This window comes from Acinetobacter portensis, from assembly GCF_009372215.1.
Taxonomy (GTDB): Bacteria; Pseudomonadota; Gammaproteobacteria; order Pseudomonadales; family Moraxellaceae; genus Acinetobacter; species Acinetobacter portensis.
This window is the reverse complement of record NZ_LWRV01000035.1, coordinates 1-25553: the sequence shown is the minus strand read 5'-3', so window position 1 is coordinate 25553 and position 25553 is coordinate 1. Positions and strand designations below refer to the sequence as shown.

The 25553-nt window shown below is 35.5% G+C and carries 22 protein-coding genes, 1 tRNA gene and 1 pseudogene; 11 read left to right on the top strand and 13 right to left on the bottom strand.

All coding sequences use genetic code 11. From position 1 onward, the window contains the following. Positions 1 to 42: 42 nt before the first annotated feature. From miaA to tsaE, 3 genes are read right to left on the bottom strand one after another with little or no spacing between them, the layout of a single operon-like run. Positions 43 to 987 carry a tRNA (adenosine(37)-N6)-dimethylallyltransferase MiaA gene (miaA, locus tag A6M14_RS02550; protein ID WP_152873445.1) on the bottom strand — a complete coding sequence of 315 codons (945 nt, stop codon included), beginning with the start codon at positions 985 to 987 and terminating at the stop codon, positions 43 to 45. 6 nt (positions 988 to 993) lie between these two features. Continuing rightward, positions 994 to 2937 (bottom strand): DNA mismatch repair endonuclease MutL, encoded by a 1944-nt coding sequence (gene mutL, locus A6M14_RS02545; RefSeq protein WP_152873443.1) that lies wholly within the window; start codon positions 2935 to 2937, stop codon positions 994 to 996. Further along, positions 2930 to 3406, bottom strand: a complete 477-nt coding sequence (tsaE, locus tag A6M14_RS02540) for a tRNA (adenosine(37)-N6)-threonylcarbamoyltransferase complex ATPase subunit type 1 TsaE (protein ID WP_152873441.1) — start codon at positions 3404 to 3406, stop codon at positions 2930 to 2932. The genes mutL and tsaE overlap by 8 nt, the downstream gene beginning before the upstream one ends. A gap of 131 nt (positions 3407 to 3537) precedes the next feature. On the opposite strand from tsaE, the gene A6M14_RS02535 reads away from it, so the two are divergent. The 3 genes and pseudogenes from A6M14_RS02535 to A6M14_RS14235 all read left to right on the top strand — a co-directional run. Further along, a complete protein-coding gene (locus tag A6M14_RS02535) occupies positions 3538 to 4446 on the top strand; it encodes a pseudouridine synthase (protein WP_152873439.1) in 909 nt (302 codons plus the stop codon). Positions 4447 to 4558: 112 nt separating this feature from the next. Further along, positions 4559 to 4894: a type II toxin-antitoxin system RelB/DinJ family antitoxin gene (locus A6M14_RS02530; RefSeq protein ID WP_152873437.1), complete on the top strand. Its 336-nt coding sequence runs from the start codon at positions 4559 to 4561 to the stop codon at positions 4892 to 4894. A 99-nt stretch (positions 4895 to 4993) separates the two neighbouring features. Continuing rightward, positions 4994 to 5154 (top strand): annotated as a pseudogene (locus tag A6M14_RS14235) (N-acetyltransferase); the annotation flags it as partial. A 12-nt stretch (positions 5155 to 5166) separates the two neighbouring features. Here A6M14_RS14235 and A6M14_RS02525 read toward each other — a convergent pair. Next, on the bottom strand, positions 5167 to 5877 hold the full coding sequence (locus A6M14_RS02525; RefSeq protein ID WP_152873435.1) for a pseudouridine synthase: 711 nt from the start codon (positions 5875 to 5877) through the stop codon (positions 5167 to 5169). A 148-nt stretch (positions 5878 to 6025) separates the two neighbouring features. Here A6M14_RS02525 and A6M14_RS02520 point away from each other — a divergent pair, with 148 nt between their 5' ends. Further along, positions 6026 to 6478 (top strand): DUF441 domain-containing protein, encoded by a 453-nt coding sequence (locus A6M14_RS02520; protein ID WP_152873433.1) that lies wholly within the window; start codon positions 6026 to 6028, stop codon positions 6476 to 6478. A gap of 56 nt (positions 6479 to 6534) precedes the next feature. On the opposite strand, the gene A6M14_RS02515 is transcribed toward A6M14_RS02520, so the two are convergent. Continuing rightward, positions 6535 to 7455 (bottom strand): LysR family transcriptional regulator, encoded by a 921-nt coding sequence (locus A6M14_RS02515; RefSeq protein WP_152873431.1) that lies wholly within the window; start codon positions 7453 to 7455, stop codon positions 6535 to 6537. Between the two features lie 213 nt (positions 7456 to 7668). Between A6M14_RS02515 and A6M14_RS02510 the strand changes: the two genes are divergently transcribed. Further along, positions 7669 to 8625 carry an NAD(P)-dependent oxidoreductase gene (locus A6M14_RS02510; protein WP_152873429.1) on the top strand — a complete coding sequence of 319 codons (957 nt, stop codon included), beginning with the start codon at positions 7669 to 7671 and terminating at the stop codon, positions 8623 to 8625. Between the two features lie 53 nt (positions 8626 to 8678). On the opposite strand, the gene A6M14_RS02505 is transcribed toward A6M14_RS02510, so the two are convergent. The 4 genes from A6M14_RS02505 to kdgD all read right to left on the bottom strand — a co-directional run bounded on the left by A6M14_RS02505 (position 8679) and on the right by kdgD (position 12295). After that, positions 8679 to 9392 carry a FadR/GntR family transcriptional regulator gene (locus A6M14_RS02505; RefSeq protein ID WP_152873428.1) on the bottom strand — a complete coding sequence of 238 codons (714 nt, stop codon included), beginning with the start codon at positions 9390 to 9392 and terminating at the stop codon, positions 8679 to 8681. A 115-nt stretch (positions 9393 to 9507) separates the two neighbouring features. Beyond that, complete coding sequence (locus A6M14_RS02500) at positions 9508 to 9702, bottom strand: type II toxin-antitoxin system prevent-host-death family antitoxin (protein ID WP_152873426.1); 195 nt, start codon at positions 9700 to 9702, stop codon at positions 9508 to 9510. A gap of 60 nt (positions 9703 to 9762) precedes the next feature. Then, positions 9763 to 11349: an aldehyde dehydrogenase family protein gene (locus A6M14_RS02495; RefSeq protein ID WP_188110838.1), complete on the bottom strand. Its 1587-nt coding sequence runs from the start codon at positions 11347 to 11349 to the stop codon at positions 9763 to 9765. Between the two features lie 34 nt (positions 11350 to 11383). Continuing rightward, complete coding sequence (gene kdgD / locus A6M14_RS02490; protein ID WP_152873424.1) at positions 11384 to 12295, bottom strand: 5-dehydro-4-deoxyglucarate dehydratase; 912 nt, start codon at positions 12293 to 12295, stop codon at positions 11384 to 11386. A 404-nt stretch (positions 12296 to 12699) separates the two neighbouring features. Between kdgD and A6M14_RS02485 the strand changes: the two genes are divergently transcribed. The 4 genes from A6M14_RS02485 (at position 12700) to A6M14_RS02470 (ending at position 18400) form a co-directional block, all read left to right on the top strand. Beyond that, positions 12700 to 14064, top strand: a complete 1365-nt coding sequence (locus A6M14_RS02485) for an MFS transporter (RefSeq protein WP_152873422.1) — start codon at positions 12700 to 12702, stop codon at positions 14062 to 14064. 63 nt (positions 14065 to 14127) lie between these two features. Further along, positions 14128 to 15675 (top strand): galactarate dehydratase, encoded by a 1548-nt coding sequence (gene garD, locus A6M14_RS02480; protein WP_152873420.1) that lies wholly within the window; start codon positions 14128 to 14130, stop codon positions 15673 to 15675. Between the two features lie 291 nt (positions 15676 to 15966). Further along, a complete protein-coding gene (locus A6M14_RS02475) occupies positions 15967 to 17109 on the top strand; it encodes a mandelate racemase/muconate lactonizing enzyme family protein (protein WP_152873418.1) in 1143 nt (380 codons plus the stop codon). A 4-nt stretch (positions 17110 to 17113) separates the two neighbouring features. Next, positions 17114 to 18400, top strand: a complete 1287-nt coding sequence (locus A6M14_RS02470; protein ID WP_152873416.1) for an MFS transporter — start codon at positions 17114 to 17116, stop codon at positions 18398 to 18400. Between the two features lie 104 nt (positions 18401 to 18504). Here the strand turns inward: A6M14_RS02470 and A6M14_RS02465 are convergent, their stop codons facing one another. The 3 genes from A6M14_RS02465 to A6M14_RS02455 all read right to left on the bottom strand — a co-directional run bounded on the left by A6M14_RS02465 (position 18505) and on the right by A6M14_RS02455 (position 22182). After that, on the bottom strand, positions 18505 to 20706 hold the full coding sequence (locus A6M14_RS02465) for an OsmC domain/YcaO domain-containing protein (RefSeq protein WP_152873414.1): 2202 nt from the start codon (positions 20704 to 20706) through the stop codon (positions 18505 to 18507). A gap of 304 nt (positions 20707 to 21010) precedes the next feature. Next, positions 21011 to 21985 carry a protein NO VEIN domain-containing protein gene (locus tag A6M14_RS02460; protein ID WP_241678029.1) on the bottom strand — a complete coding sequence of 325 codons (975 nt, stop codon included), beginning with the start codon at positions 21983 to 21985 and terminating at the stop codon, positions 21011 to 21013. Positions 21986 to 22105: 120 nt separating this feature from the next. Then, a tRNA-Ile gene (locus tag A6M14_RS02455) sits at positions 22106 to 22182 on the bottom strand. A gap of 706 nt (positions 22183 to 22888) precedes the next feature. Between A6M14_RS02455 and A6M14_RS02450 the strand changes: the two genes are divergently transcribed. After that, complete coding sequence (locus A6M14_RS02450; RefSeq protein WP_152873412.1) at positions 22889 to 23449, top strand: 1-acyl-sn-glycerol-3-phosphate acyltransferase; 561 nt, start codon at positions 22889 to 22891, stop codon at positions 23447 to 23449. Between the two features lie 254 nt (positions 23450 to 23703). Next, positions 23704 to 24453 carry a YebC/PmpR family DNA-binding transcriptional regulator gene (locus tag A6M14_RS02445; RefSeq protein ID WP_152873410.1) on the top strand — a complete coding sequence of 250 codons (750 nt, stop codon included), beginning with the start codon at positions 23704 to 23706 and terminating at the stop codon, positions 24451 to 24453. 435 nt (positions 24454 to 24888) lie between these two features. Here the strand turns inward: A6M14_RS02445 and A6M14_RS02440 are convergent, their stop codons facing one another. After that, a complete protein-coding gene (locus tag A6M14_RS02440; RefSeq protein WP_152873408.1) occupies positions 24889 to 25359 on the bottom strand; it encodes an Lrp/AsnC family transcriptional regulator in 471 nt (156 codons plus the stop codon). Positions 25360 to 25553 lie beyond the last annotated feature (194 nt).

Genomic DNA, 25553 nt, shown 5'->3' with positions numbered 1-25553 from the left:
TTCAATTAAAAATTATAAAAAAGATAGCGTGTAAATTCTGCTTTAATCGTAGCAGTTTCGCAAGTCTTCTTGTGCTTGCTTTACTGTACAGAATGTTTGAATTTCATGCGTTTTTTGCAAAGAACGCAACCAAGTATATTGACGTTTTGCAAGTTGTCGTGTCGCGAATAAAGCTTTATCTTCCATCTCCACGATCTTAGTGTGAGATTGGTCACAATTTTTAAGAAATTCTAATACTTGGCGATAACCAACAGAACGCATTGAAGGTAAATTTTCATTTAAATCGTATTTTTCAATTAAGAAGTTAACCTCACTCAAAAAACCGATATCCCACATTATTTTTAAACGTTGCTCTATTCGCTTATGCAATTCTACACGATCAGGCATCAATGCGTAGTTATGAAAATTGTAACGATATGGTAAATTTTTAGGTTGTTCTGCTTGCAATTGTGTAATTGGCTGCCCTGTAAGCTTATAAACTTCCAATGCACGAATAATTCGTTGCTTGTCACTCACGTTAAATTTTTGCCCTGCCAATGCATCTACAGCACATAATTCCGCATAAACAGTATCCCAACCTTCGCTTTCTGCTTTCGCCTCAATCTCATCTCGAATTGCTTGATCTGCATTCGGCAAATTGCTTGAAAGCCCCTCAAGTAAAGCTTTGAAATACAGCATTGTCCCACCCACCAAAATAGGCGTTTTACCCTTTGCATGTATTTGATCAATCAATAAAGAGGCATCATCTACAAATTGTGCAGCCGAATACACTTCCAATGGTGAAATAATATCAATCAGATGATGAGGATACTGCTCTTGTTCGGCTTTTGTGGGTTTTGCAGTACCAATATCCATATCTTGATAAACAAGCGCAGAATCGACGGAGATAAGCTCGAAACCACCTCTTTCATATAGTTCACATGCCAAAGCGGTTTTACCACTTGCAGTAGGTCCCATTAAATTGATGACCGGCAATTGATTTGACATGTACAACTACTCTCCTCGAGCAAAAAGTTTATCTAATTGAGCCAATGGGAATGCACGCCAAGTTGGACGACCATGATTACATTGACTTGCAAATTCGGTTTGTTCCATTTGACGAAGCAATGCATTCATTTCAGACAAACTTAATAATCTATGCGCACGAACAGCACTATGACAGGCCATACCTGCCAAAATTTGATCTCGTTTTTGCAGTAAAGCTTGTGCTTCATCATTTGGATCTAAATCATTTAATAATTCAGGAATAAGCGCATCAAAATCTGCTTTATGCAAAATTGCAGGCACACCTCGCACAATCACTTTTTCATCACCATATTGATCGATATCAAGCCCTAAACGTGACAACTGATCTTTAAGATCATCAATACGCATCGCTTGCATACGACTAATATGAATGACTTTAGGAATAAGTAATTGTTGTGATGTCCAAAACTCAGGCTTATCCCAAGCAGATTTCATTTGTTGCAGAACAATGCGTTCATGTGCCGCATGCATATCAACAATAATTAAACCTTCAGTATTTTGCGCAAGTACGTAAATACCATGAAGTTGTGCAATCGCGATACCCAATGGATGCTCATCTACTTTTGGCGATGTATCAAAACTACTTAATTCATGATCTGAAGATGACGAATCTATATTTTCACGTAACGGTGCTAAATAGGTTTTAAGTACGTTATTGAGTTGTTGCGAGCCTGCATAAGAGTGATTATTTTGCTGTGCATAATGAACTGTAGGCTGACTTGCATTAAATTCAGTTAATAATTCTGTAGAAACTTGAGGCTGTGTCGCTTCTGATGTTTGGTCTTTATGAAGCTGAAACTGCTCTTGATAACGTGGCTGCGCTTGATAAGGTTGTGCCTGTTCAGCAGCATCTAATTTCATTGCAGAAGACAAATCTGCTGTAGCTGTTTGAAATTGAGCTAAAGTTGTTTTTGCATAATGACGCACAAATTCATGTACTTCACGCTGATTTAAAAAACGAATTTCATGTTTAGTTGGATGTACGTTTACATCAATATTTTCAGGTTCAACTTCCAAAAACAGCAAATAAGCTGCATGTTGATGTCCATGCAAAATTCCATCATAAGCCATACGCAACGCATGAGAGATAGTTTTGTCTTTTACAATACGACCATTCACATATAGATATTGCAAATCTGCTTGCGAACGTGCATCGGATGGATGCCCCAACCACCCTGTTAAACGCATTGAAATACTGTCGGAATCTATCCAATAGGCATTTTCTGTAAATGCACGACCCAATAATTGTTGCACACGCTGATAACGAAGTTCGCCACTATCTGCGATAGGTAAGTTCAGTTTCACCGCGTTATTGTGTTCAAGCACAAAACGAATATCGAAATGCGTAAGCGCTAAACGACGAACAATTTCTTCAATATGACTAAATTCAGTACCCGGCTTTTTTAAAAATTTTCGACGTGCAGGTACATTAAAGAATAAATCTTGCACACGAATATGTGTGCCTTTTTGTGTTGCAACAGCCTGAATTTCTTGATGATCAAAAGCTGTTCCGTTGACTTCAACCTGATAACCGATACCATCATCATTTTGGCTACTGGTTAAGGTTAAGCGCGATACAGCAGCAATTGAAGCCAAAGCCTCACCACGGAAACCTAAGCTGACAATCGCGTGTAAATCGTCCGAAGTCTGGATTTTACTTGTTGCATGACGCATAACAGCTAAGGACAAATCATCGGGATGAATGCCTTTGCCGTTATCCATAATTTCTATAAGCGTACTTCCGCCTTGCTCAATACGAATGATGAGCTCAGTAGCACCAGCATCTATGGAATTTTCTAGTAATTCTTTAACTACCGATGCAGGACGTTCAATCACTTCACCTGCTGCAATTTGGTTGGCTAATGCAGGATTGAGGGTTCGAATACGACGTACGCTTAATTCATCACGCATGCTTAAAAGCGCTCTCCAAGGCTTGTTGTAATTCAGAAGATGACGATGTTAATGTCACAGAACGTGTCAATTCATCTTCAGATTTTTCAATATTAATAATTAGTTCCGCTTCAGGAATTTCTTCACCACCTTTCGATGGCCATTCAAATAAAAATAAAGCATTTTCAGTTTCTAAATAATCACGAATCCCCATGAGTTCTAACTCGTATGGATCGTTCAAACGATATAAGTCGAAATGAAAAACATCTTTTCCTGAAATATTATAAGGTTCAACCAATGTATATGTTGGACTTTTCACAGAACCTTGATGTCCCATACTTTGCAATAAGTATCTCGTGAGCGTGGTTTTACCTGCACCTAAATCACCAATCAAATAAACCACACCTTTGTTAAAATGTGACGCCAAAATTTTCGCTAAATTTTGGGTATCATTTTCACTATTCAACTGTAAATTAAATGAATACTGCATAATACTCACGATATGAAACAAAAGAACAAATATGATAGCATCGCACCGCTTTAAAGCCTATGTAAACGTAGCGAAATGTCTAATTTTAATACGCCATATTTTTGACTGAAACAAAATAGTTTGATGCCTAAATGATGAATGCTCTCGAATTTTCACCACCAATGATTAATGGTGTCAGTGCAAGTAAGGTTTTTTTACCTAAAATTAAACCAACACCGATCAGTGTATTCGAATATTTGTGTCAAGAATTCCAACATATTTCATCTATTGAATGGCAACAGCGTTTTGACGATGGCTTAATTTACGATGCGATTGGCAATAAGCTGACTCAATCTTCTGCATATTTAGAAGATACCCATGTGTTTTATTATCGATTTTTAGCACATGAAATTCATGTGCCATTCGAACATCAAATTTTATATGAAAATGAACATTTACTTGTAGTCGATAAACCTCACTTTCTGACCATGAGTCCAACAGGACAATATGTACAAGAAACTCTGTTAGTTCGATTAAAAAAACAAACCAATAATGAATTTTTAACCCCTATTCATCGACTAGATAGAGAAACGGCAGGTGTGGTTCTATTTTCAAAGAAAGTGGAAAGTCGTGGTGCATATCAGCAAATGTTTGCAGAACGAAATGTTGAAAAAATTTATCATGCCATCGCACCATATAAGAAAGAACTTAATTTCCCTTTAAATATTCAACTTCGCATGGAAAAAGGTGAACCGTTCTATACGATGAAAGTAGTTGATGGTGTAGCAAATAGCGAAACTAATATTTATTTGCTAGAACACAATAGTGAATGGGCAAAATACGAATTAAAACCTAAAACAGGAAAGCAACATCAGCTTCGTATTCACTTAAATTCACTTGATATTGCCATTAAAAATGATCCATTTTACCCCCAACTACAACACAAAAAAGACACTGACTTTTCTCAACCATTAAAGCTTCTAGCCAAAGAAATTTCTTTTACAGATCCTATATTATTCACGCAATTGTGCTTTAAATCCTCATTTGAATTGACACTGTAATTCATTTGTCATTACAATGAGTGAAAATAAATACTGTATATTTATTGAAATTACGTTTAGTTCCTTTACAATAAACGCTTAAAATTTAAGTAATTTGCCGTTATAAAAAATCATGAGAAAAACTGAAGTTTATCAAATCCGCTTAGATTCCCAAGAAAAGAAACAAGCATTTGCCGTGTTTAAACAGCTTAGTATTACGCCTGCTCAAGCAGTTCGTTTATTTTTCAAACAGGTCGTTCTAACAAAATCGATCCCCTTTTCTATTGAAAATCAGAATATTAATCTTGAACAGCTCATTAAGTTAAGAAAGCTAAAACAAGAGCAAAAACATTCTAATGGTGAATCTACAGAAACAGTAGTGAGTAATCATGAACTGATGTTAGACGATGATGACAGCGATTTATTTGAAGAACTGAATGCCTTATTAGGCGATTCTGACAAAAATTAACATTGTCATATTTATAAATATTTTTCTCATTTAATTTTTTAAATATTCACTATGCTTCATGTAATGGTTTTTATACATGAAGCATATGATGTATCGATCGCAAAGCAACTTATTGATACTGCAATTCATTTTCCACATGATGAAAAGGCTTTGCGAATTCGCTTAGAAACTCAAAAAATAATATGGAATCTCATCAACTATATGAACAAATGAGTTTTGTTGAAGATACAGAATTTAAAAGCGACTACTGTTTTCTATAAGTATTTCTATAGTTAGATTTCATCTCGTTGCTTTGCACGTTGAATTTGCTCTTCAGTTAGAAAAATCCATTCACCTTCAGCAAGATTTTCTAAGTCGAATTTTCCAATTTGTTGGCGATGCAAACTCTCAACCTTATTCCCCACAGCAGCAAGCATGCGTTTCACTTGATGATACACACCTTGATGAACCGTCATTTGTAATTCATTTGCACTTAAACGCGTTACATTTGTCGCAGCAAAAATGCCTGTTTCATTACGCAATTCTACGCCCGCTTCTAATTGCTGAACTTGCTCATCTGTAATTTCATCTACAGTCATCATTTTATACACTTTAGGCACATGCTTTTTCGGATGTGTTAAAGCTTGTAGAAATTGCCCATCATCCGTTAACAACAGTAAACCTGTCGTATCTTGATCTAAACGTCCAACGCATTGAATCCCACGATTAAGCAAAATATCGTCAAATAAATCGAACACGCTAAAATGATGTGTCGCCTGATGTGAGCATTCATAGCCTTTCGGTTTATTCAGCGCGATATACACTTTCTCTCGGTAAGTATATTTCTCACCATAAACCTGAAACTCTAATCCTTCTATTTTTAATTTTTCTTTAGGATTTAAAACAACCACACCATCAATTTCGACAGCGCCATTTTTAATCAGTTGCTGACAATGTTTTCGTGCACCAAAGCCTTGTGACTGCAACATCTTTTCTAAAAACATAATCAACACCTAAAATTTAAAACAACATAAAACGTTGAGCATTCTATACCGAAATATTTTTTTATTCTTATCTTTCATTCATCACACTACTTATCGCTCAAAAACAGCTACAATTTAGCTTAATTTCTACGCCTAAATACACCTAATGATGTCTAATTTAGATTTAAATTTAATTGTTCTACTCATTTTATTAGCATGTGGGATTTTTAGTCATAACACAGCTGTCACTATTGCCGCAGGCGTTTTAATTGTATTTAGAATTACACCTTTAAGTGAGTTTTTTCCTTATTTACAAGCACATGGCTTAAATATTGGCATTATTATTTTAACCATTGGTGTTTTAACGCCTATCGCAAGTGGGAAAATTTCAGGCGAAGCCATTTTAAGTTCTTTCATGAGCTGGAAATCTTTAGTTGCTGTCGCAATTGGTCTTTTTGTGGCTTGGTTAGGTGGCCGTGGCGTAACGCTCATGTCACACCAACCAAATGTGGTTGCAGGCTTATTGATTGGGACAATTGCAGGCGTAGCCCTTTTACGTGGCGTTCCCGTTGGCCCTTTAATTGCAGCTGGTATACTTTCACTACTTATTGGTAAATCATAAAAACTCCGTCATATTTTATGATTTACCAGATCTATTCTTTCATCTTAAAACCAAATTTAAGATGAATAATAGTGATTTCGTTTTTGTGAAAATTTTTCCAAATGTTTTAAGAAGCCTTCAAAATAACTCTTATCTTTTTCATCTGTGCGGTAACCTGCATATAAAGTACGACGCAAACCTATAGGTGAAACACAGCTTAAACGCTTCGATGTTACCCATCCCTTTTGCTCATACTCATTCACCACCCAATCGGGTAAAGCCGCAATACCTCTACCACTTGCCACAAGCTGAATCAACATTTGCGTTAAGTCTGTTGTACGAATAGATTTCGGCTGAATATTCGCAGGAATAAAGAGTTTCGACATAATATCTAAACGATGCTTATCGACAGGATACGTAATTAACGTTTCTTCAGCCAACTCTTCAACTGTAATATTTTCTGCACGAACCAATGGATGCGTATTTGAAAGCACCAAACGTGATTCATATTCAAAAATTGGAAAATATTCAATGCCCGTTAATGCAATTGGATCTGCTGTAATCAACAAATCAAATTCTGAATTTTGCAATAATTCATGCGGATTTGCTTCAAATCCTGATGCAAAATCTAGATCTACATCTGGATATTGATGACGATATTGATTCAACAACGGCATTAACCAATCAAAGCAGCTATGACATTCTGAGGAAAATATAATTCGTCCCGTTTGCCCATGCACAATGCGCGTAATATCAGATTGGGTTAATTGTATTTGCGGTAAAATATCATCGGCTAATTTTAATAATCTTTGTCCAACATTTGAAAAAGTGACAGGACGACTACGTCGATTGACCACTTCTACCCCATACCAATGATCTAGCTCTTTTAATTGATGTGAAATGGCAGATGGTGTTAAACATAAGTCACTTGCTGCCGCAACCAATGATCCATGCTCGCGTAAAGCAATAAGTGTCTTTAAATGACGAATTTCTAACATTAAATGATCCAATTTATCGCTTAGATAAATGAAATTAAAAGTGAATAAAATTCATCTTATCACATTTTAACTTATGTATTTTCATATAATAAAAAACTCTTTTGATCTAAAACTTTTTTGTTATTGTTTGATTCTTTTAATTCATCAATTTTGCTATGTAAGCTATACGTCCCTTAGGTATGATATCCGACAACAAATTCATAGGAAGTATTCATGTCTACTCTTAAAATTACTTGTGTCGAAAAATATGTTTTGATTGATCGCACTTTTAACTTTCAATTTCCATGTGACTTTCAAGAATTTGACAAGCTTTCTCAAGAACAATTTGAAAACGATGTTAAAAACCAAGATGTCATTATTTTGAGTGATTTAATCATCAATGAAAAAGTTGTAAACAACAACCCTAACTTAAAGTTAGTTGCTCTCTGTTCGACAGGTTACAACCATGTAAATATGGAGCTGTTGCGTAAACACAATGTAAAAGTGTGCAACATCCGTGGTTATGCAGGTGATGCGGTATCTGAACATGCTTTTATTTTAATGATCAACTTAATTAAAAACTTTAGCCTACAAGCTGAAGGTATTAAAGAAGGATTATGGTCAACAGGTAATAGTTCCTTTTATTTGGCAGCCCCTATTCGCGAGCTAAAAAATAAAACTTTAGCCATTATTGGCAAAGGTGAAATTGGTTTATCACTTGCTGAAAAAGCACAAGCTTTTGGTATGAATGTGATTTTCAGTGAACGTAAAAATGCCACTGAATGCCGTGATGGCTATGTTTCATTCACATCTGCAATTCAACAAGCAGATGTTGTATCGCTACATTGTGAACTGAATGCATCTACTCAAAATATGATTGATGCTGATGTATTGTCACAAATGAAATCTAACAGTATTTTAATTAATGTTGGACGTGGTGGTTTAGTTCATGAAGCAGACTTGGTACAGGCTTTAGGAAATAAAACGATCTCTGCTTATGGTGCAGATGTTTTAAGTGTTGAGCCACCTGCAAATGATCATCCATTGATTGAATTACAACGTAAAATGTCAAATGTGATTATTACAGGTCATATTGCTTGGGCAACGGATGAAGCTCAGGTTCGCTTATTTGATATTTTAGAAAGTAATGTGAACAAAAATATGCAAGGTATTGAAGCGAATTTAGTTTAAACAAAAAAACCAGCGATATGAGCCATCGCTGGTTTTTTATTCCAAAACTTCTTTTATTGTCTAAACTTTTTAATACTTTTTGATAGATGTGCACGCATCATTTGACGTGCTAACAAGCCATCTTGATCGATAATTGCCTGATAAATATTCATATGATCATGATGTACAGCTTTTAGATAATCTTCTAAATCGAGCGTACTTTTTTCAGCAGCATTCACACGTGCACGTGGAATAATTTTCTCACCTAAATATTTTAAGAAATCGACAAAATATTGATTTTCAGATGCTTCTGCAATTGCGATATGAAAGTCATAATCTGCTTTTACTGTTCCATCATTGGCACTTGGCCCAATATGAGATTCAAAGTCATCTAATGCCACTTTCATTTTTTGAATGTGCGTATCTTTACGTCTTTCTGAAGCCAAAAATACGGCTTCCGACTCCAAACTAATTCGTAATTCTAAAAGTGAAACAATGTCATTAATCGTTTCTAAACTCGCATTTGAAAGTAAAAAACTTTGTTCTTCTTTTTGCTCTTTTACAAATGTGCCAATACCATGTCGAGTTTCAACATAACCCAAAGATCTTAATTCTGTAATGGCTTCACGAATAACAGAGCGACTTACATTATATTGGTCAATCAATTCCAATTCAGTTGGAATTTTTTCATCTACCTTGTATTCATTCGATTGAATTTTTTCAATCAAATTTTCAACAATAATCTGACTTAATTTTTTTGTAGATCTAGGTCTAATCGGACTAGACATATATAAAAGTGCTCAATAAACAATCTAAAATTTAACAGCAATTATAACAGAAATAAATATATGAAATAACTTTTGGTGCAAAAGGCGAACCAAAATCATCAATTAATACATTGTTTTACTTTATTGATTCATCATGTATTTGCTTTGCATAAGCAAATTCCATTTTCTTATATTTTTCATAAGCAAGTTTACTAATAATAACTGCTTTAGCCTCACCTTTTTTAGTGATTTCTATCGCTTGACCCGCACTCACTTTGTCTAAAATTTGTGAAAGCACAGCTCGAGCATTGCTGTAGTTCATACTTTCCATGTAAATCTCCAAAAAAAAACAACTCAATGACTATGCACCGAGTTGTTTTTCTTAAAACTTTTATAGTGCTGCAGAACTCAGCTGACCATTCACCAATCGATTTAAACCAAGTGGATTTTCATCTTTTAAAGCATCTGGTAGAAGTACTTGAGGCGTATTTTGGTAACAAACTGGACGCAAGAAACGATCAATTGCTGCTGTCCCTACTGATGTACCACGCGCATCACTTGTTGCTGGGAATGGACCACCGTGAACCATTGCATCAGAAACTTCAACACCCGTTGGGAAACCATTAAACAACACACGACCTGCTTTCTTAGCAAACAGATTAAGTAAATCTGATGCCCTTGCAAAATCTTCATCTTCACCAATAATCGTTGCTGTCAATTGACCTGCAAGCTGATCGATACCTTTTAACAAAGTCTCTTCATCATCAAGTGCAATCACAACAGACATTGGACCAAATACTTCATGCTGTAACTTAACATTACCTGAAAGCAATACGCTTTGATCTGCTTTGAATAATTGAGCCGTTGCTTGAGAAACTAAAGTCGCTTCTAAACCTACTGCTACTTTTTCAAAACCAGCTTCATTTTCTAGTTCAGCAATACCTGCTTTATAACTTTTCAATGTACCTTGATTAAGCATTACTTGAGGTGCTGCTGCTTGAGTTGCCGTTACCAACCCTTTAACAAACTGATCAAATTCAGGGCTTTTCACACCTAAAATAAGACCTGGTTTTGTACAGAATTGTCCACATCCCATATTAAAAGATGCAACGGTTTCAGCAGCAATTTGCGCACCACGGTTAGCCAATGCTTGTGGTAAAACAACCACTGGGTTAACACTCGACATTTCAGCAAATACTGGAATAGGTTGAGGACGTTGTTGAGCAATATTGTAAAGTGCCATACCGCCATCTAACGAACCTGTAAAACCAACAGCTTGAATTAGCGGATGTGCAACTAAGTCTGCACCAATACGGCCACCGAAAACCATATTGAACGTACCTGAAGGCATACCACATTTTTCAACTGCTTTTTGAATTGCAGTACCCACCAATTCAGCAGTCGCCATATGACCTGAATGTGCTTTAAACACAACAGGACAACCTGCAGCAAATGCAGCAACTGTGTCGCCACCTGCAGTAGAAAATGCTAATGGAAAGTTACTTGCACCAAAAACAGCGACAGGACCCACACCAATTTTTGCTAAACGTAAATCTACACGTGGCATAGGTTTACGATCAGGTAATGCTTGATCAATACGTGCAGAGAAGAAATCACCACGACGTACAACTTGAGCAAATAATCGAAGCTGACCTGTTACACGACCTGTCTCACCTTGCAGACGACCTAATGGCAAGCCTGTTTCAAGTGAAGCAACTTCTTGTAATTGAGGACCAAGTGCTTCAATTTGTGTCGCAATTTCTTCAAGAAATTGCGCACGAAGTTCTGGTGTAGTTTGATTATAAACTTTGAATGCATCATGAGCAGCTTGAGCAGCGTCATTCACTTCATCTAAAGTTGCTTGGCAAAACAAATAACCTGTTGGTTCATACGTTGTTGCATTAATACTGTCCAATGTAGGCGCATTTGTTGCAACGCGCTGACCATTGATAAATTGTTTTCCAATTAATTCACTCACTAGGATACTCCAAACTACACCGACAACTTAAAACTTACTGAGGACCTAATTTCGCGATTAAATCTGCAAGCATTTGTACTTCTTCAGCATTTAAATCGCTTAATGGAGCACGTACAGGACCACCGCTATGACCAACAATTGTTGCACCGGCTTTAACAATACTTACGCCATAACCAGCTTTGCGGTCACGAATTTTAATATAAGGTAAGAAGAAGTCATTTAATAAACGATCTACTGTAGCTGAGTCATTGCTACGTACTGCATTAAAGAATTCAATTGCAGTTTTCGGAATGAAGTTAAATACAGCAGATGAATAAACAGGAACGCCTAATGCTTTATATGGTGCAGCAAATAATTCTGCTGTTGGTAAACCACCGATATAAGCTAAACGATCGCCAAGCGCATGAGTAATTTGGGTAATGGTATCAATTTGACCTAAACCGTCTTTGAAACCAACAAGGTTTGGACACATTTCAACCAATTTAATAAGTGATTCAGGTGAAAGCTGAGATACGCTACGATTATAGAAAATCACGCCGAAATTAACAGAGTCACAAACTTGTTTAACGTGCTCGATTAAACCTTCTTGGCTAGCTTCAGTAAGGTAATGTGGCATAAGAAGAATACCATGAGCACCTAAACGTTCAGCTTCTTGAGCATGAGCAATCGCTTGACGAGTTGGACCACCTGCACCAGCAATAATTGGCACTGTACCACGACAAGTATCAACAGCAGTTTTAATCACTTCAGAATATTCTTCACTTGTTAAAGAGAAATATTCACCCGTACCACCCGCTGCAAATAATGCACTTGCACCATATGGAGCTAACCACTCTAAACGCTTAATATATGAAGCTTTATCAAAATTGCCATTAGCATCAAAATCTGTAATTGGAAATGACAACAAGCCATCAGAAATAATATTTTTAAGAACTACTGCATCCATTTGAAAAACTCCATTGCGTTGATGTTGTATGACATCTTACGACATAAATAAATATAATCAAGTTGATTTCGTAACTTTTTCAAAAATTTATTGAAAAACACACTTTAAATCATTGTTATTCAATGATATTAAGACAAACCCAAGCATTAAAAAAACTTATAATAAAATTATTATTTTTTATTTTTCAATGCTTTATTTATATCAAATACAAGAAAATTAAAAAAAATCTTGCAAACAATAAAATAAAAAACATAAGATGTCATACCTCTTTTTGGTGTTCAATTAATACACATCGTATGTATATCTAGATGACACTTAAACTAGACATATATGAATTATCAATTCCGACATGAAGTCAGCTTAATTTGATTTATCTAAATTAAGATCATTAATATGAGTTTGGTATGGAAAACTTACAAACGCAAAATGGCTTAAATAATAAAAAAGCCGTCAATCACACAAAAACTCGCTATTACATTTTAGCGATGATTTTCTTAGTAACTGCCTTAAATTATGGTGATCGTGCAACGCTATCTATGGCTGCATCACCAATGTCACAAGAACTTGGTTTAAATGCAGTAACAATGGGGTATATTTTTTCTGCATTTTCATGGGCCTATGTAATTGGTCAAATTCCAGGTGGATGGTTACTCGATAAATTTGGTGCTCGTAAAGTATACTTCTGGAGTATTTTCCTTTGGTCTTTATTCACTGTATTTATTGGCTTTTCAAATATTTTTGGTAGTACAGCTATTATTATTAGTGTGCTGTTCTTACTCCGTTTCCTTGTGGGTTTATCTGAAAGCCCTGCTTTTCCAGGAAACAGCCAAATTGTTGCAGCTTGGTTCCCAACAAAAGAACGTGGTACAGCCGCTGCAATATTTAACTCCGCGCAATATTTTGCCACTGTCATTTTTGCACCATTAATGGGCTGGTTGGTAACTCAATACCAATGGCAATCTATTTTCTGGGTGATGGGCGGTTTAGGTATTGTCATTTCATTTATTTGGCTAAAAGTAATTTATAGCCCTGTAAATCACCCAAGTATCAACCCTGCAGAATTACAGTACATTAAAGATGGTGGTGGTTTAGTCGAAATGGGCGAAACCAAAGCTGAAAATAGAGCAGCCAACAAAGTTAAATTTTCAGACATTAAACAACTTTTATCTTCGCGTATGCTTTTGGGTATTTTCATTGCTCAATATTGTATTAACTGCCTAACTTACTTCTTCCTGACATGGTTCCCTGTTTACCTTGTAAAAGAACGTAATATGTCAATTTTACAAGCAGGTTTTGCAGCAGTTGCTCCAGCATTATGCGGATTTATTGGCGGTATTTTAGGTGGTTTAGTTTCAGACAAACTCATCAAAATGAATAAGTCTGTGACATTTGCTCGTAAATTACCGATTATTCTCGGTTTATTTTTATCTACAAGCATCATCATTTGTAACTATGTAAGTTCACAAGCAGCAATCATCTTCTTCATGTCATTAGCATTCTTTGGTAAAGGCTTTGGTTCTTTAGGTTGGGCAGTTATGTCTGACGTTGCACCAAAAGAAATGATTGGCTTATCTGGTGGCTTATTCAATACCTTTGGTAACACCGCAGGTATCGTTATTCCAATCGTGATTGGTTACATCATCAACTCAACAGGTTCTTTCAATGGTGCGTTAATTTTCGTTGGAATTCATGCTGTTATTGCCCTTCTTTGCTACTTATTAATTGTAGGAAAAATTGAGCGATTTGAACTCAAAAAAACAAGTCACTAATCAATTAAGGAGGTGGGCTTAAGCCTCACCTCCTGACATAAATGCGTAAAACAAGGAACGACTATGCAACGACCATTACTCATCAAAATTAATCCCTTAGATAATGTCGCAATCGTGGTGAACGATGGTGGTCTGCCAAGCGGAACATATGTGGAACAATTTGATCTCACACTTAAAGAATTTATCCCTCAAGGACATAAAGTTGTTTTAAATGCTTTAAAAGAAAATGACGAAATTTTAAGATATGGCGAAATTATTGGATATGCCAATAAAGATTTAGCCGAAGGTTCTTGGGTAAACGAAGCTGTAACGCGCATGCCTGAAGCACCTGAATTACATACTTTAGAAATGGCGACTCGTCCCGCTCCAAATTTAGAACCATTAACAGGCTATACATTTAAAGGCTATAAAAACAAAGATGGTTCTGTTGGTACAAAGAATGTTTTAGCCATTACCACAAGTGTGAACTGTGTTGAAGGTATTGTAGATTATGTTGTACAAATTGTAGAACGTGAATTATTGCCGAAATACCCAAATGTAGATGGCGTTGTCGGCTTAAACCACTTATATGGCTGTGGTGTTGCTATTGATGCCCCTGCTGCAATCATCCCAATTCGCACTATTCACAACTTATCATTAAACCCTAATTTTGGTGGTGAAGTAATGGTTGTGAGTTTAGGCTGCGAAAAAATGCAACCTGAACGCTTGCTGAATATTCCTGCTGAAAACAAAAGAATTCCTTTAGAAGACCAAGATATTATTCAACTTCAAGATGAAAAGCATAATGGCTTCCAAAGTATGGTTGATCATATTCTTGCAGTTGCAGAGCACCATCTAGAAAAACTAAATAAGCGCCAACGTGAAGTAGTTTCTGCTGAACACCTCGTTGTAGGTATGCAATGTGGTGGTAGTGATGCATTTTCAGGCGTTACAGCAAATCCTGCTGTAGGTTTTGCATCGGATTTGATTGTACGTTGTGGCGGTACAGTTATGTTTTCTGAAGTAACAGAAGTACGAGATGGTATTCACTTACTTACACCACGTGCTGCAACCAAAGAAGTCGCTGAGGATCTCATTCGAGAAATGCAATGGTATGACAATTACCTTCAACAAGGTAAAGTTGACCGTAGTGCAAACACTACACCAGGCAATAAAAAAGGTGGCTTAAACAATATTGTAGAAAAAGCGATGGGGTCTATTGCAAAATCTGGACGCTCTGCAATTGTTGAAGTATTAGCTCCTGGAAATAAACCGACTAAAAAAGGGTTAATTTTTGCAGCCTCGCCTTCAAGTGATTTCGTATGTGGTACACAGCAAATGGCTTCAGGTATTACCGTTCAGGTATTTACCACTGGTCGTGGTACTCCTTACGGTTTAGCTGCTGTTCCTGTAATTAAAATGGCAAGTCGCAATAATATTGCGAATCGTTGGTATGACCTGATTGATATCAGTGCGGGTGATATTGCCATTGGGAAAAAGACCATCGAAGAAGTGGGATGGGAGCTTTTTGAATTAATTTTAGCCATTGCAAGTGGTGAGAAAAAAACGTGGTCTGATCACTGGGGATTAAGAAATTCACTTGCAGTATTTAACCCTGCACCTATTACTTAAAATTTAAAATCACCTCATTACACATAGCGCTAGCCGCTATGTGTTTTATTCTAATTTGTTATGTAATTCATATATTTATTTTATTACACATATAGTTAATTAGTCTAATAGAGATATAAAAATAATATCATTATCAAATGATATATTTATACTCCATGGTCTAAATTCCATCTCCAATTTACCCAATATTTTTTTCAATTTTGTTGAATACAAAGGGTTACATTTGAGATATTTTATGTTGTATGATGTCTTATATCATATCTCCAATCATTTATAGCAGGATGCTATTCAATGAAAATCTCCAAAATTGAAATAATCCGTATTGCAATTCCATTTACAGCCGGTCGAAAACAAGTAAATGATGCAGGACAAGATTTCAATGCTGCCTCTCCTAATCTAGATAAGATGGAAAGTTTAATTGTCAAAGTTCACACCCAAGATGGTCTTATTGGCTGGGGTGAAGCATTTGGTCACTTAATGAATCCTGTAACTTATTCTGCTTTAGAACATCAAGTTGCACCATTTTTCTTAGATAAGCAGTTTTCAGATCAAGAAAGTTTAAGCACTTTAATGAAAGATGCTGAATATGCCTTTCATGGTTTTGGTCGTACTGGTCCTATCCGTTATGCCCTTTCTGCCATTGATATTGCTCTTTGGGATTTATTGGCACAGCAAGAAAAACTACCACTATGGAAATTATTGGGCGGAAAACGTCAAAAAGTATCTATTTATCCAAGCTTGGTTAGTTATGAAAATGACCCTGCCGAAGTTAGTAAAAAAGTTCAAGAAGTTGTTTCTAAGGGTTTTAAACAAATCAAATTACATGAAACAACTTTTGAAGCGGTAGAAGCAGCTAAAAATGCTCTTTTACCAGATTGTGAGTTAATGGTTGATGTGAATTGTTGTTGGAATAAACAAGAAGCTGAAGCTGAAATTGCCAAACTAAAAACCTTGAATTTGAAATGGCTAGAAGAACCTGTTTGGCCTGTAGATGATTTTGATGCACTTAAAGATTTAAATCTGCAAGGCATTTCTATTTCCGCAGGAGAAAACACTGCAGGCGAACAAGATGCTATTCGATTAATTAAAAATAAAATTGTCGATATTGTTCAGCCAAGTGTTGCCAAAATTGGTGGAATAAGTTCAGCCATTCAAGTGATTAAAGCAGGTTTAGAAAACAATGTAACTGTTGTACCTCACTGTTTTTATTATGGTCCAGGCATGTTAGCCACTGCACATCTTGTGTCATTACTTCCAGAATCCATTCATTTAGAAGTTCCTTATATTCAATTCGCTGAACATCTACATGCTTTAACGCAATATCAACCTGAAATTTTATTGCCTGAAACACCTGGTCTAGGTTTTCAAATCAATGAAGACATTCTTCAAAAATATACCATCACATCAAAAACTTGTATGAATCAAGGAGTGTAGATTCATGTTTAAAAATAGATATCGAGTAGTAGTTGCAATACTATTATTCCTTGCAGGGATCTTAAACTATTTAGACCGAGCAGCCCTTTCTGTTATGGCACCTTTTGTCAAAAAGGATTTAGTACTTAATGATGCGCAAATGGGTCTGCTATTCAGTGCATTCTTTATTGGTTACTGTGTATTCTGCTTTTTAGGTGGTATTGCCGCAGATAAATTTGGTCCACGTAAAGTATTCGCTTCTGCGGCATCAGTTTGGTCTGTGTTTTGCGGTGCAACTGCTGTTGTAACAAGTTTTAGCCAACTACTATTTGTTCGTGTTTTATTTGGTATGGGTGAAGGCCCAATGGGAACAACCAACAATAAATCTATTTCTAATTGGTTCCCTAAAAAAGAAGTAGGTCGTGCAGTTGGTTTTACTAACGCAGGTCAACCCTTAGGCGCAGCAATTGCAGCACCTATTGTCGGTTTAGTTGGTTTGTATTATGGCTGGCGTATTGCCTTTGTCATTATTGGTTTATTGGGCTTAGTTTGGGTTGTTGCATGGTTATTTTTATTCCGTGATAAACCTGAAGATCACCCTTCAGTTTCACAAGAAGAACGCGACTTAATTGTTGAAAACCGTCCTGCTTCTATTGCCACTACAGATGATGGTGTTGAACAAGTTCAAACATCTATTTGGACATATATTTTCTCTGGTCCTGTTTTAGGTATTGCATCAGCATTCTTCTGCTTTAACTATATTCAATTCTTCTTCTTATCTTGGTTACCAAGCTACCTTGTAGATTACCAAAACCTTGATATTAAAAGCATGAGTATTATTGGTATGTTGCCTTGGTTAGGTGCGACTGTCGGTTTCTTAGGTGGTGGTATTATTTGTGATTTCATTTTCAAGAAATCAAATAATTTCCTATTCTCAAGAAAAGTCATTATTTTTGTTGGTTTAGTGATTGCTGCCATTGCAGTATTTGCAACTGCGTTTGCTCAATCTATGTGGATGGCTGTAGGCTGTATTACAGTAGCAACAATCTTTGCATATATGACTCCGCAAGCATGTTGGTCTTTACTACAAGATATCGTACCAGCGAATAAAATTGGTAGTGCGGGTGGTTTTGTACACTTACTTGCAAACCTAGCAGGTATTTTATCTCCTGCTTTAACAGGCTTTATTATTCAATACGGTGGTGGTTATCACACTGCATTTATCTTAGCGAGTGCCTTTGCATTTGTAGGTATTATTGCATTACTTATTTTAGTAAAAAGCAAAAAACCTGCTGAGCCTGTCGGTGCTTAATTACCCTCGTTAAGAGTATAATATGAAAAATTAGTAATAAAAAAGCTCCTATTTAGGAGCTTTTTTATTATTCTAATATCAGATGTGTTTCTATTCTTTAAAAATTAAGATACAGCCACAAACTTTGCACGTGCTGCATGTAATTTTTTATAGCTATCGATTAAACGTAAATGACGGTCTAAACCTTCAAGTTGCATATTGGTTTCAGTTAAACCATAGAAACGAATGCTTCCATCCATTGAACCAATCACTGCATCCATACGCTCATCACCAAACATACGGCGGAAATTTGGTTCAAAATCATTAAGGTCTAAATCATCATCAAGTTCAACTTCTAGAACCACGTTCATGCATTGATAGAACAAACCACGTTCAACTGTATTTGTGTTGTATTGAAGGAATGTTTCTACCAACTCTTTCGCTTCTTCAAACTGTTGTAATGCAATGTAAATCAACAATTTTAATTCAAGAATCGTCAATTGTCCCCAAACTGTATTATCATCAAATTCAATACCAATGAGGGTTACGATGTCGGTGTAATCATCCGCTTCAACTTCTTCTAAACGCTCAACCAAAGCTTCAAGTTGTTCGTCATCTAAACGGTGAATATTTAAAATGTCTTCACGGAATAAAAGTGCTTTATTGGTATTATCCCAAACCAAATCTTCGACCAAATAAATCTCAGAATAATCGGGCACTAAAATACGGCAAGCTGTTGCACCTAAATGCTGATAAACCGCCATATAGCTTTCTTTGCCTAGCTCTTCAAGAATACCAAACAACGTTGCCGCTTCTTCCGCATTGGCATTTTCGCCTTCACTTGAGAAATCCCACTCGACAAATTCATAGTCTGATTTTGCACTGAAGAAATGCCAAGACACGACACCGCTTGAATCGATAAAATGTTCTACATAGTTATTTGGTTCTGTTACCGCATTTGAACTAAAGGTTGGTTTTGGAAGATCATTTAAACCTTCAAAGCTACGACCTTGTAGCAATTCCGTCAAACTACGTTCCAAAGCAACTTCAAGTTTAGGGTGTGCGCCAAATGATGCAAATACACCACCTGTACGTGGATTCATTAAAGTCACACACATCACAGGAAATTGACCACCTAAAGATGCATCTTTCACCAATACAGGGAAACCTTGCTCTTCTAAACCTTTAATACCTTCAACAATACTTGGATACTTTGCTAAAACGTCTTCAGGAACATCTGGAAGTGTAAGTTCACCTTCTAAAATTTCACGTTTTACAGCACGTTCAAAAATTTCAGATAAACACTGAACTTGTGCTTCTGCAAGTGTATTCCCTGCACTCATCCCATTCGATAAGTATAAGTTTTCAATGAGGTTAGATGGGAAATAAACTGTTTCACCATCTGACTGACGTACAAACGGCAATGAACAAATACCGCGTGCTGTATTGCCCGAATTGGTATCATATAAATGCGTACCTAAAAGCTCATCTTCAGGGTTATAAATTCCTAAAGTGTATTCATCTAGAATTTCTTGAGGTAATTCACCCTTTGAACCTGGTTGAAACCACTTTTCATCTGGATAATGAACAAATTCTGCATTGGCAATATCTTCACCCCAGAATTGATCGTTATAGAAGAAGTTACAGTTTAGACGTTCAATAAATTCGCCTAAAGCAGAGGCTAATGCGCTTTCTTTTGTAGAGCCTTTACCATTGGTAAAACACATTGGAGATTGTGCATCACGAATATGAAGTGACCATACATTTGGCACAATATTACGCCAAGATGCGATCTCAATTTTCATGCCTAAACCCGCCAAAATAGCAGACATATTGGCAATGGTTTCTTCTAGCGGTTTATCTTTACCTAAAATATACGTGCTATTTTCAGAAGTCAGACTTGGCATAAGCAAAGCTTGCGCATCTGCATCGATGCTTTCAACTTCTTCAATAATAAATTCAGGACCTGTTTGAATGACTTTTTTAACAGTACAACGGTCAATTGAACGTAAAATCCCTTGGCGATCTTTTTCTGAAATATCGGCAGGAAGTTCGACCTGAATTTTGAAAATTTGTTTATAACGATTTTCAGGATCTACAATATTGTTTTGAGATAAACGAATATTGTCTGTTGGGATGTCACGAGCAGCACAATATACTTTTACAAAATATGCAGCACATAAAGCAGATGACGCAAGAAAATAATCGAATGGTCCTGGTGCTGAACCATCCCCTTTATAGCGAATTGGCTGATCGGCGATTACTGTAAAATCATCGAACTTTGCTTCTTGTCGAAGATTATCGAGATAATTAACCTTTATTTCCATGCATGCACCTAAATATTTCTATATGCCTGCATTGGCACATAAAAATTTGAATTTTGTAACCTAAGCCGTTTCAATAGGATGAGTTTGACTTAAAAAAGATGTGACTTATGCAAAATTCAGTTCTCAAACTAAATTTTAGCATTCGTAATAATGATGGCTATTATAGAGGGATTTGCAGAGATATAACCACAGCATACACTCATAAAAAATGTAGACCTATTTAAGTGAATTTATACCTAAACCCTTTGTACAACTATTAAATAATTACTTATACAATGACTTATACTGTTATTTAAGTTCATTTTCACTCATCAAAGTCACTTAATTTCGCTTTAAATGCAATGGCTTTAAAATCGGTTATGTCTTTATAACCAAATGGATTTTGAATTTCTTTAATCTCAAGGAGTGATTTTAAATTTTCACTCAGTACTACTCGGTAGATATAAGCTTCTTTGCCTTTTACTTGAAGAACTTCATATTCATTTGCGCTAAAAAAGAATTCTGTATTTGCATTTACGGTTGTAGTTTTCACCTCAATATAACGTGATTGACCATTGAAATGACTTTCAATGTCGTAGCCTTGGCTGACATTGATTTTTCTATGATCAATCAAATCTTCTTCTATTTTTGATAAATCAGCACCTAGTTTTTCTAAACGTTCTTTTTCATATGCAATTACAAAATCTTCGCCTTTTGTACCAATGGCATCTTGGCGTTCAAGCTTTTTTAAAAGATCTTCAGGGGATAATTCTTTCTCTGATTTTTTGCCATTTGAAGATGAGGAATGTGCTGTATCTTTAGGAGGGGTAGATAACCCCATCACACCATCATGTTTTATATGCAAATCAATAATTTCTTTTGCATGGGCTATATCAATTTTTTTAAGTAAAAATGATGGATTTTTTTCACTCGGATTTAGCCAATCAAATTTATCCAAGTAAGTGTTATAACCTTTTTTTGATTGTCCACGTTTACTTACCATGTATTTATCAGATATATAAGTTTTTAAATGGGGTAGCAACTTAAATATATCACCCCCATTTTGTAAATATTGTTTGATATAGACGCTTGGTAAAGTTTTATTTAGGGCTATCATGATGCCACTACTTAGCCCAATACTGTAAGTTAAAGTACCTTTGAGTTCTGTACCTTCTTCTTTACCATGCCCACTGCTATGAACTAATACACCGCTTTTTTCCTCAATGTGATTTAATAGTTCAAGTACATGCTTAGAAGATGGTTCTAGACTTAATTCCTTATAACTTTTAGGAAAGCTCATTACACTCCCTCCTCTGCATTCGCCATAAAAGCATCTGCTAAATGTATAATTTACGCTTACACCATTATATTTTTGATGTTAAAAAACCCCATAACTCAAAGAGTTACGGGGTTTCGAAACTGGTGGGCCCAGACAGACTTGAACTGTCGACCAACGGATTATGAGTCCGCTGCTCTAACCAACTGAGCTATAGGCCCTATATATTGAATTTATTGATACAACAAGTTCAATCGCAAAGAATACTAACCAAGACGAATATAAAATACAAGCAATTTTAAGAACAATCGAATACTAATAGAACAAGAATAAGACTATGAATTTAAATGATTTGTTTAATTTTTAATCATATTAACATAAACCCCTCATCAGCCAGCCATCAAAAAAAATGAAAGATAAAACTCATAAATTAAAAATCACATACAAGATCAATATGTTATTAAAGAATAAAATTAATCAAACGCTTATTTTTAAAATAAATTTCAATTGAACTTATTTAGGTTCAAAAGCCTCATCGCTTTTACTTTGAATGAGGTATTCGACAACCGACCATAAAACGACAATAGTAAACATGACCATAGCGAATACCAATGCTGAAAAATAGATCATTTACCGCCCCAAAGAATGAAAAGCTTAATTTCAAACATAACTGTGAATTTTTTGTACGACAAAAGTCTAATAACTATTCACACATTTGGGTAGCAATAAATCACCATAACTAAGAGTTCTTTTATATCTAAAAACATTTTTCAAGTCTTAATTGAATATTTGATATTCAAAATCAAATATTAAACCTCTTTAAGCTTTATATTTTCAATCGACATAACATGTTTTCTAAATTTAATATTGACTGTTTCAACTAATAAGTAGAAATTAGGCCTTTCGGTTTCCTGTGTCATTTTTCTTATGTTTAAAAAATTTCTTGGTGAGACAGCCTTCAAAGTATCAGGTTGGACATATAAAGTTGAAGATAATATTCTTGAAGATAAACAAGTCATTGTTGGCTTTGAACATACATCAATGATGGATGCTGTACTTTCTATTGCACTCTTCCAAATTTATGACATAAAAATTCATACATTAATCAAAAAAGAATTATTCAAAGGGCCTTTTAAACCGCTTTTAGATGCTGTGGGTGGTATTCCTGTAGATCGTAAATCAAGTAAAGATATCGTGTCACAAATGGTTGAACATTTTGAAAAAAATGACAAATTCAATTTAGTAATTGCACCTGAAGCAACACGGGCTAGGAACGGTGAAGAACGTCGCCCTATTCGCACAGGTTTTTGGCATATTGCAAAAGCTGCGAATGTACCTATTGTTTTATTATATGCAGATTCAAAAAATAAACGTGGTGGGATTTTAGGAAAAATTTATCCTACAGAAATCAATCATGATTTAGCCTTATTGAAACAGCTGTATAAAGAAAAAGTAGGTTTAGATATCGTTATTCCAGAACCAAAATAATATAATCGGGATATAAAAACACATGATTTTTATATCCCACTTTTTATCAATAATTAAGTTTGGATGATTTTAATTCAACTCAAAATAAAAATAGCTCTCGTTATTCCATCTTTTGCCTCGAATTTAAGCATTTTTTCAAAAGTTTAAACAAACTGAACAAATCTTGTTTTGAAACACTTTATCCGAAAAAACCCCTTATGGTAGAATTTGCACAATTCGATCGGCATACAGCCAATCTACAAGGAGCATTTCGCATGGCGGGTCATTCCAAGTGGGCCAATATTAAGCATCGTAAAGCAAAACAAGATGCTAGCCGAGGTAAACTTTTTACCAAATACATCCGTGAATTAACAACTGCTGCAAAACTCGGTGGCCCAGATGCGGGAAGTAACCCTCGTCTACGTGCTGTTGTGGAAAAAGCACTGTCTGTAAACATGACACGTGATGTGATTAATCGTGCAATTCAGCGCGGTGCTGGTGGCGATGATAACGACGATTTAAAAGAAATTACATACGAAGGTTACGGTGTTGGTGGTGTTGCTGTTCTTGTTGAAACAATGACAGACAACCTTAACCGTACTGTGCCTGATGTACGTCACTGCTTCTCTAAAACTGATGGTAACTTAGGTACCAACGGTTCAGTTGCTTTCTTATTCACGAAACGTGGCGAGATTACTTTTGAAGATGTTTCTTTAGAAGATCAAATCATGGAAGTTGCATTAGAAGCTGGCGCTGAAGATATTGAAGTTGATGAAGATCAAATCTTAGTGATTACTACGCCTGAAGCATTTGGTGATGTTCAAGATGCTTTATCTGCTGCAGGTCTTAAATCTGACAATGCTGAAGTGGTGATGAGCCCTTCTACTAAAGCTGAAATCACAGATATCGAACAAGCGAAAAAAATCTTAAAAATGATTGATATGTTTGAAGATCTTGATGATGTTCAAAACGTTTATACAAACGTTGAATTCTCTGATGAAGTTCTTGCAGAATTAGATGCATAAACCTATTCTGTAAAAAAAACGCACCTTTAGGTGCGTTTTTTATATCTTAGATCAGCATTTAAAGCATTTAAATAACTTAAAAATTTAAAGCGACCATCCCACAGCAACATGAAATCTCAAAGTTAGAACCATGTAAATAGGCAATGTAACTACCCAAAGAATAAAGGCAGTTAATAGCCTGAAACCGTATTTCTGAATGATTCTATGTTGTTTAAATAATACTAAGCTTCCCCAAAACAATAATAAATAAGTAAACACATACCACAGTACATCCAAATGTTTTGAAAAAGTATAAGCAACTTTAGAATGTACGTAAAAAGTATCTAAGCCTATCCACAATACAGCAATTAAAATACCAATACTGAAAAATCGAATAAATAATGCCATGAATATTAAGTTCTAGATAAACTTCACAATGTGAGTTGAGCCTAAAACTTAAACCCCGCTCAGCAATCCACTGCAATTAAATACATTATATTCTTTAATGACAAAACTCGAATGTAATGCAACGACATGCTCAATTTTTCCAATTCTACGCAGGAGCACTTCACTATAATTTTCCATATCTTTTGCAATCACTTCGACAATAAAATCTGCCGATTGCCCCGTAACTAAAAATGCATTGATGACTTCTGGAATACTTTCAAGTTCTTCTAAAAATTTTGCAAAAGTATCTGTGTCATGTTTACTAAGTGAAACTTGTAGTAAAACATGCAAACTAAACCCTAATTTTTGATAATTAATATCCCGTTTTAAGCCCGAGATCACTTTAGTATCTATTAAATTTTTAATACGTCGATGTACCGAGCTGACAGATAGATTAATACGCTCAGACAGTTCATTTAGATTCACATCTTCATTGGTTAAAATTTCCAATATATGCTTATCATAACGATCTAATTCCATCATATCCTCCTGTTATTTTTTATGTTTTAAACAATTCGATAAGATTAATATTAGATATAACACAGATAATTGAAAATATTTTCAATTTTATTACCATTTAGCGTATTTTTTCTGACCAAAAGATCACTTCAATAAAAAATTCCGTACCTTTTCTCAAAAATACGGAATTATTCTAATTAACCTGAGTTCGATAT

Excerpts from the sequence above, each read along its gene's own strand:
- A6M14_RS02500 (WP_152873426.1), bottom strand. The coding sequence starts at position 9,702 with ATGGAAAGTATGAACTACAGCAATGCTCGAGCTGTGCTTTCACAAATT.
- A6M14_RS02465 (WP_152873414.1), bottom strand. The coding sequence starts at position 20,706 with ATGGAAATAAAGGTTAATTATCTCGATAATCTTCGACAAGAAGCAAAG.
- A6M14_RS02440 (WP_152873408.1), bottom strand. The coding sequence starts at position 25,359 with ATGGAATTAGATCGTTATGATAAGCATATATTGGAAATTTTAACCAAT.
- A6M14_RS02445 (WP_152873410.1), top strand. The coding sequence starts at position 23,704 with ATGGCGGGTCATTCCAAGTGGGCCAATATTAAGCATCGTAAAGCAAAA.
- A6M14_RS02515 (WP_152873431.1), bottom strand. The coding sequence starts at position 7,455 with ATGTTAGAAATTCGTCATTTAAAGACACTTATTGCTTTACGCGAGCAT.
- kdgD (WP_152873424.1), bottom strand. The coding sequence starts at position 12,295 with ATGGATGCAGTAGTTCTTAAAAATATTATTTCTGATGGCTTGTTGTCA.
- A6M14_RS02460 (WP_241678029.1), bottom strand. The coding sequence starts at position 21,985 with ATGAGCTTTCCTAAAAGTTATAAGGAATTAAGTCTAGAACCATCTTCT.
- A6M14_RS02520 (WP_152873433.1), top strand. The coding sequence starts at position 6,026 with ATGTCTAATTTAGATTTAAATTTAATTGTTCTACTCATTTTATTAGCA.
- garD (WP_152873420.1), top strand. The coding sequence starts at position 14,128 with ATGCAACGACCATTACTCATCAAAATTAATCCCTTAGATAATGTCGCA.
- A6M14_RS02535 (WP_152873439.1), top strand. The coding sequence starts at position 3,538 with ATGATGAATGCTCTCGAATTTTCACCACCAATGATTAATGGTGTCAGT.
- A6M14_RS02475 (WP_152873418.1), top strand. The coding sequence starts at position 15,967 with ATGAAAATCTCCAAAATTGAAATAATCCGTATTGCAATTCCATTTACA.
- A6M14_RS02510 (WP_152873429.1), top strand. The coding sequence starts at position 7,669 with ATGTCTACTCTTAAAATTACTTGTGTCGAAAAATATGTTTTGATTGAT.
- A6M14_RS02505 (WP_152873428.1), bottom strand. The coding sequence starts at position 9,392 with ATGTCTAGTCCGATTAGACCTAGATCTACAAAAAAATTAAGTCAGATT.
- A6M14_RS02530 (WP_152873437.1), top strand. The coding sequence starts at position 4,559 with ATGAGAAAAACTGAAGTTTATCAAATCCGCTTAGATTCCCAAGAAAAG.
- miaA (WP_152873445.1), bottom strand. The coding sequence starts at position 987 with ATGTCAAATCAATTGCCGGTCATCAATTTAATGGGACCTACTGCAAGT.
- A6M14_RS02485 (WP_152873422.1), top strand. The coding sequence starts at position 12,700 with ATGGAAAACTTACAAACGCAAAATGGCTTAAATAATAAAAAAGCCGTC.
- A6M14_RS02450 (WP_152873412.1), top strand. The coding sequence starts at position 22,889 with ATGTTTAAAAAATTTCTTGGTGAGACAGCCTTCAAAGTATCAGGTTGG.
- A6M14_RS02470 (WP_152873416.1), top strand. The coding sequence starts at position 17,114 with ATGTTTAAAAATAGATATCGAGTAGTAGTTGCAATACTATTATTCCTT.
- tsaE (WP_152873441.1), bottom strand. The coding sequence starts at position 3,406 with ATGCAGTATTCATTTAATTTACAGTTGAATAGTGAAAATGATACCCAA.
- mutL (WP_152873443.1), bottom strand. The coding sequence starts at position 2,937 with ATGCGTGATGAATTAAGCGTACGTCGTATTCGAACCCTCAATCCTGCA.
- A6M14_RS02525 (WP_152873435.1), bottom strand. The coding sequence starts at position 5,877 with ATGTTTTTAGAAAAGATGTTGCAGTCACAAGGCTTTGGTGCACGAAAA.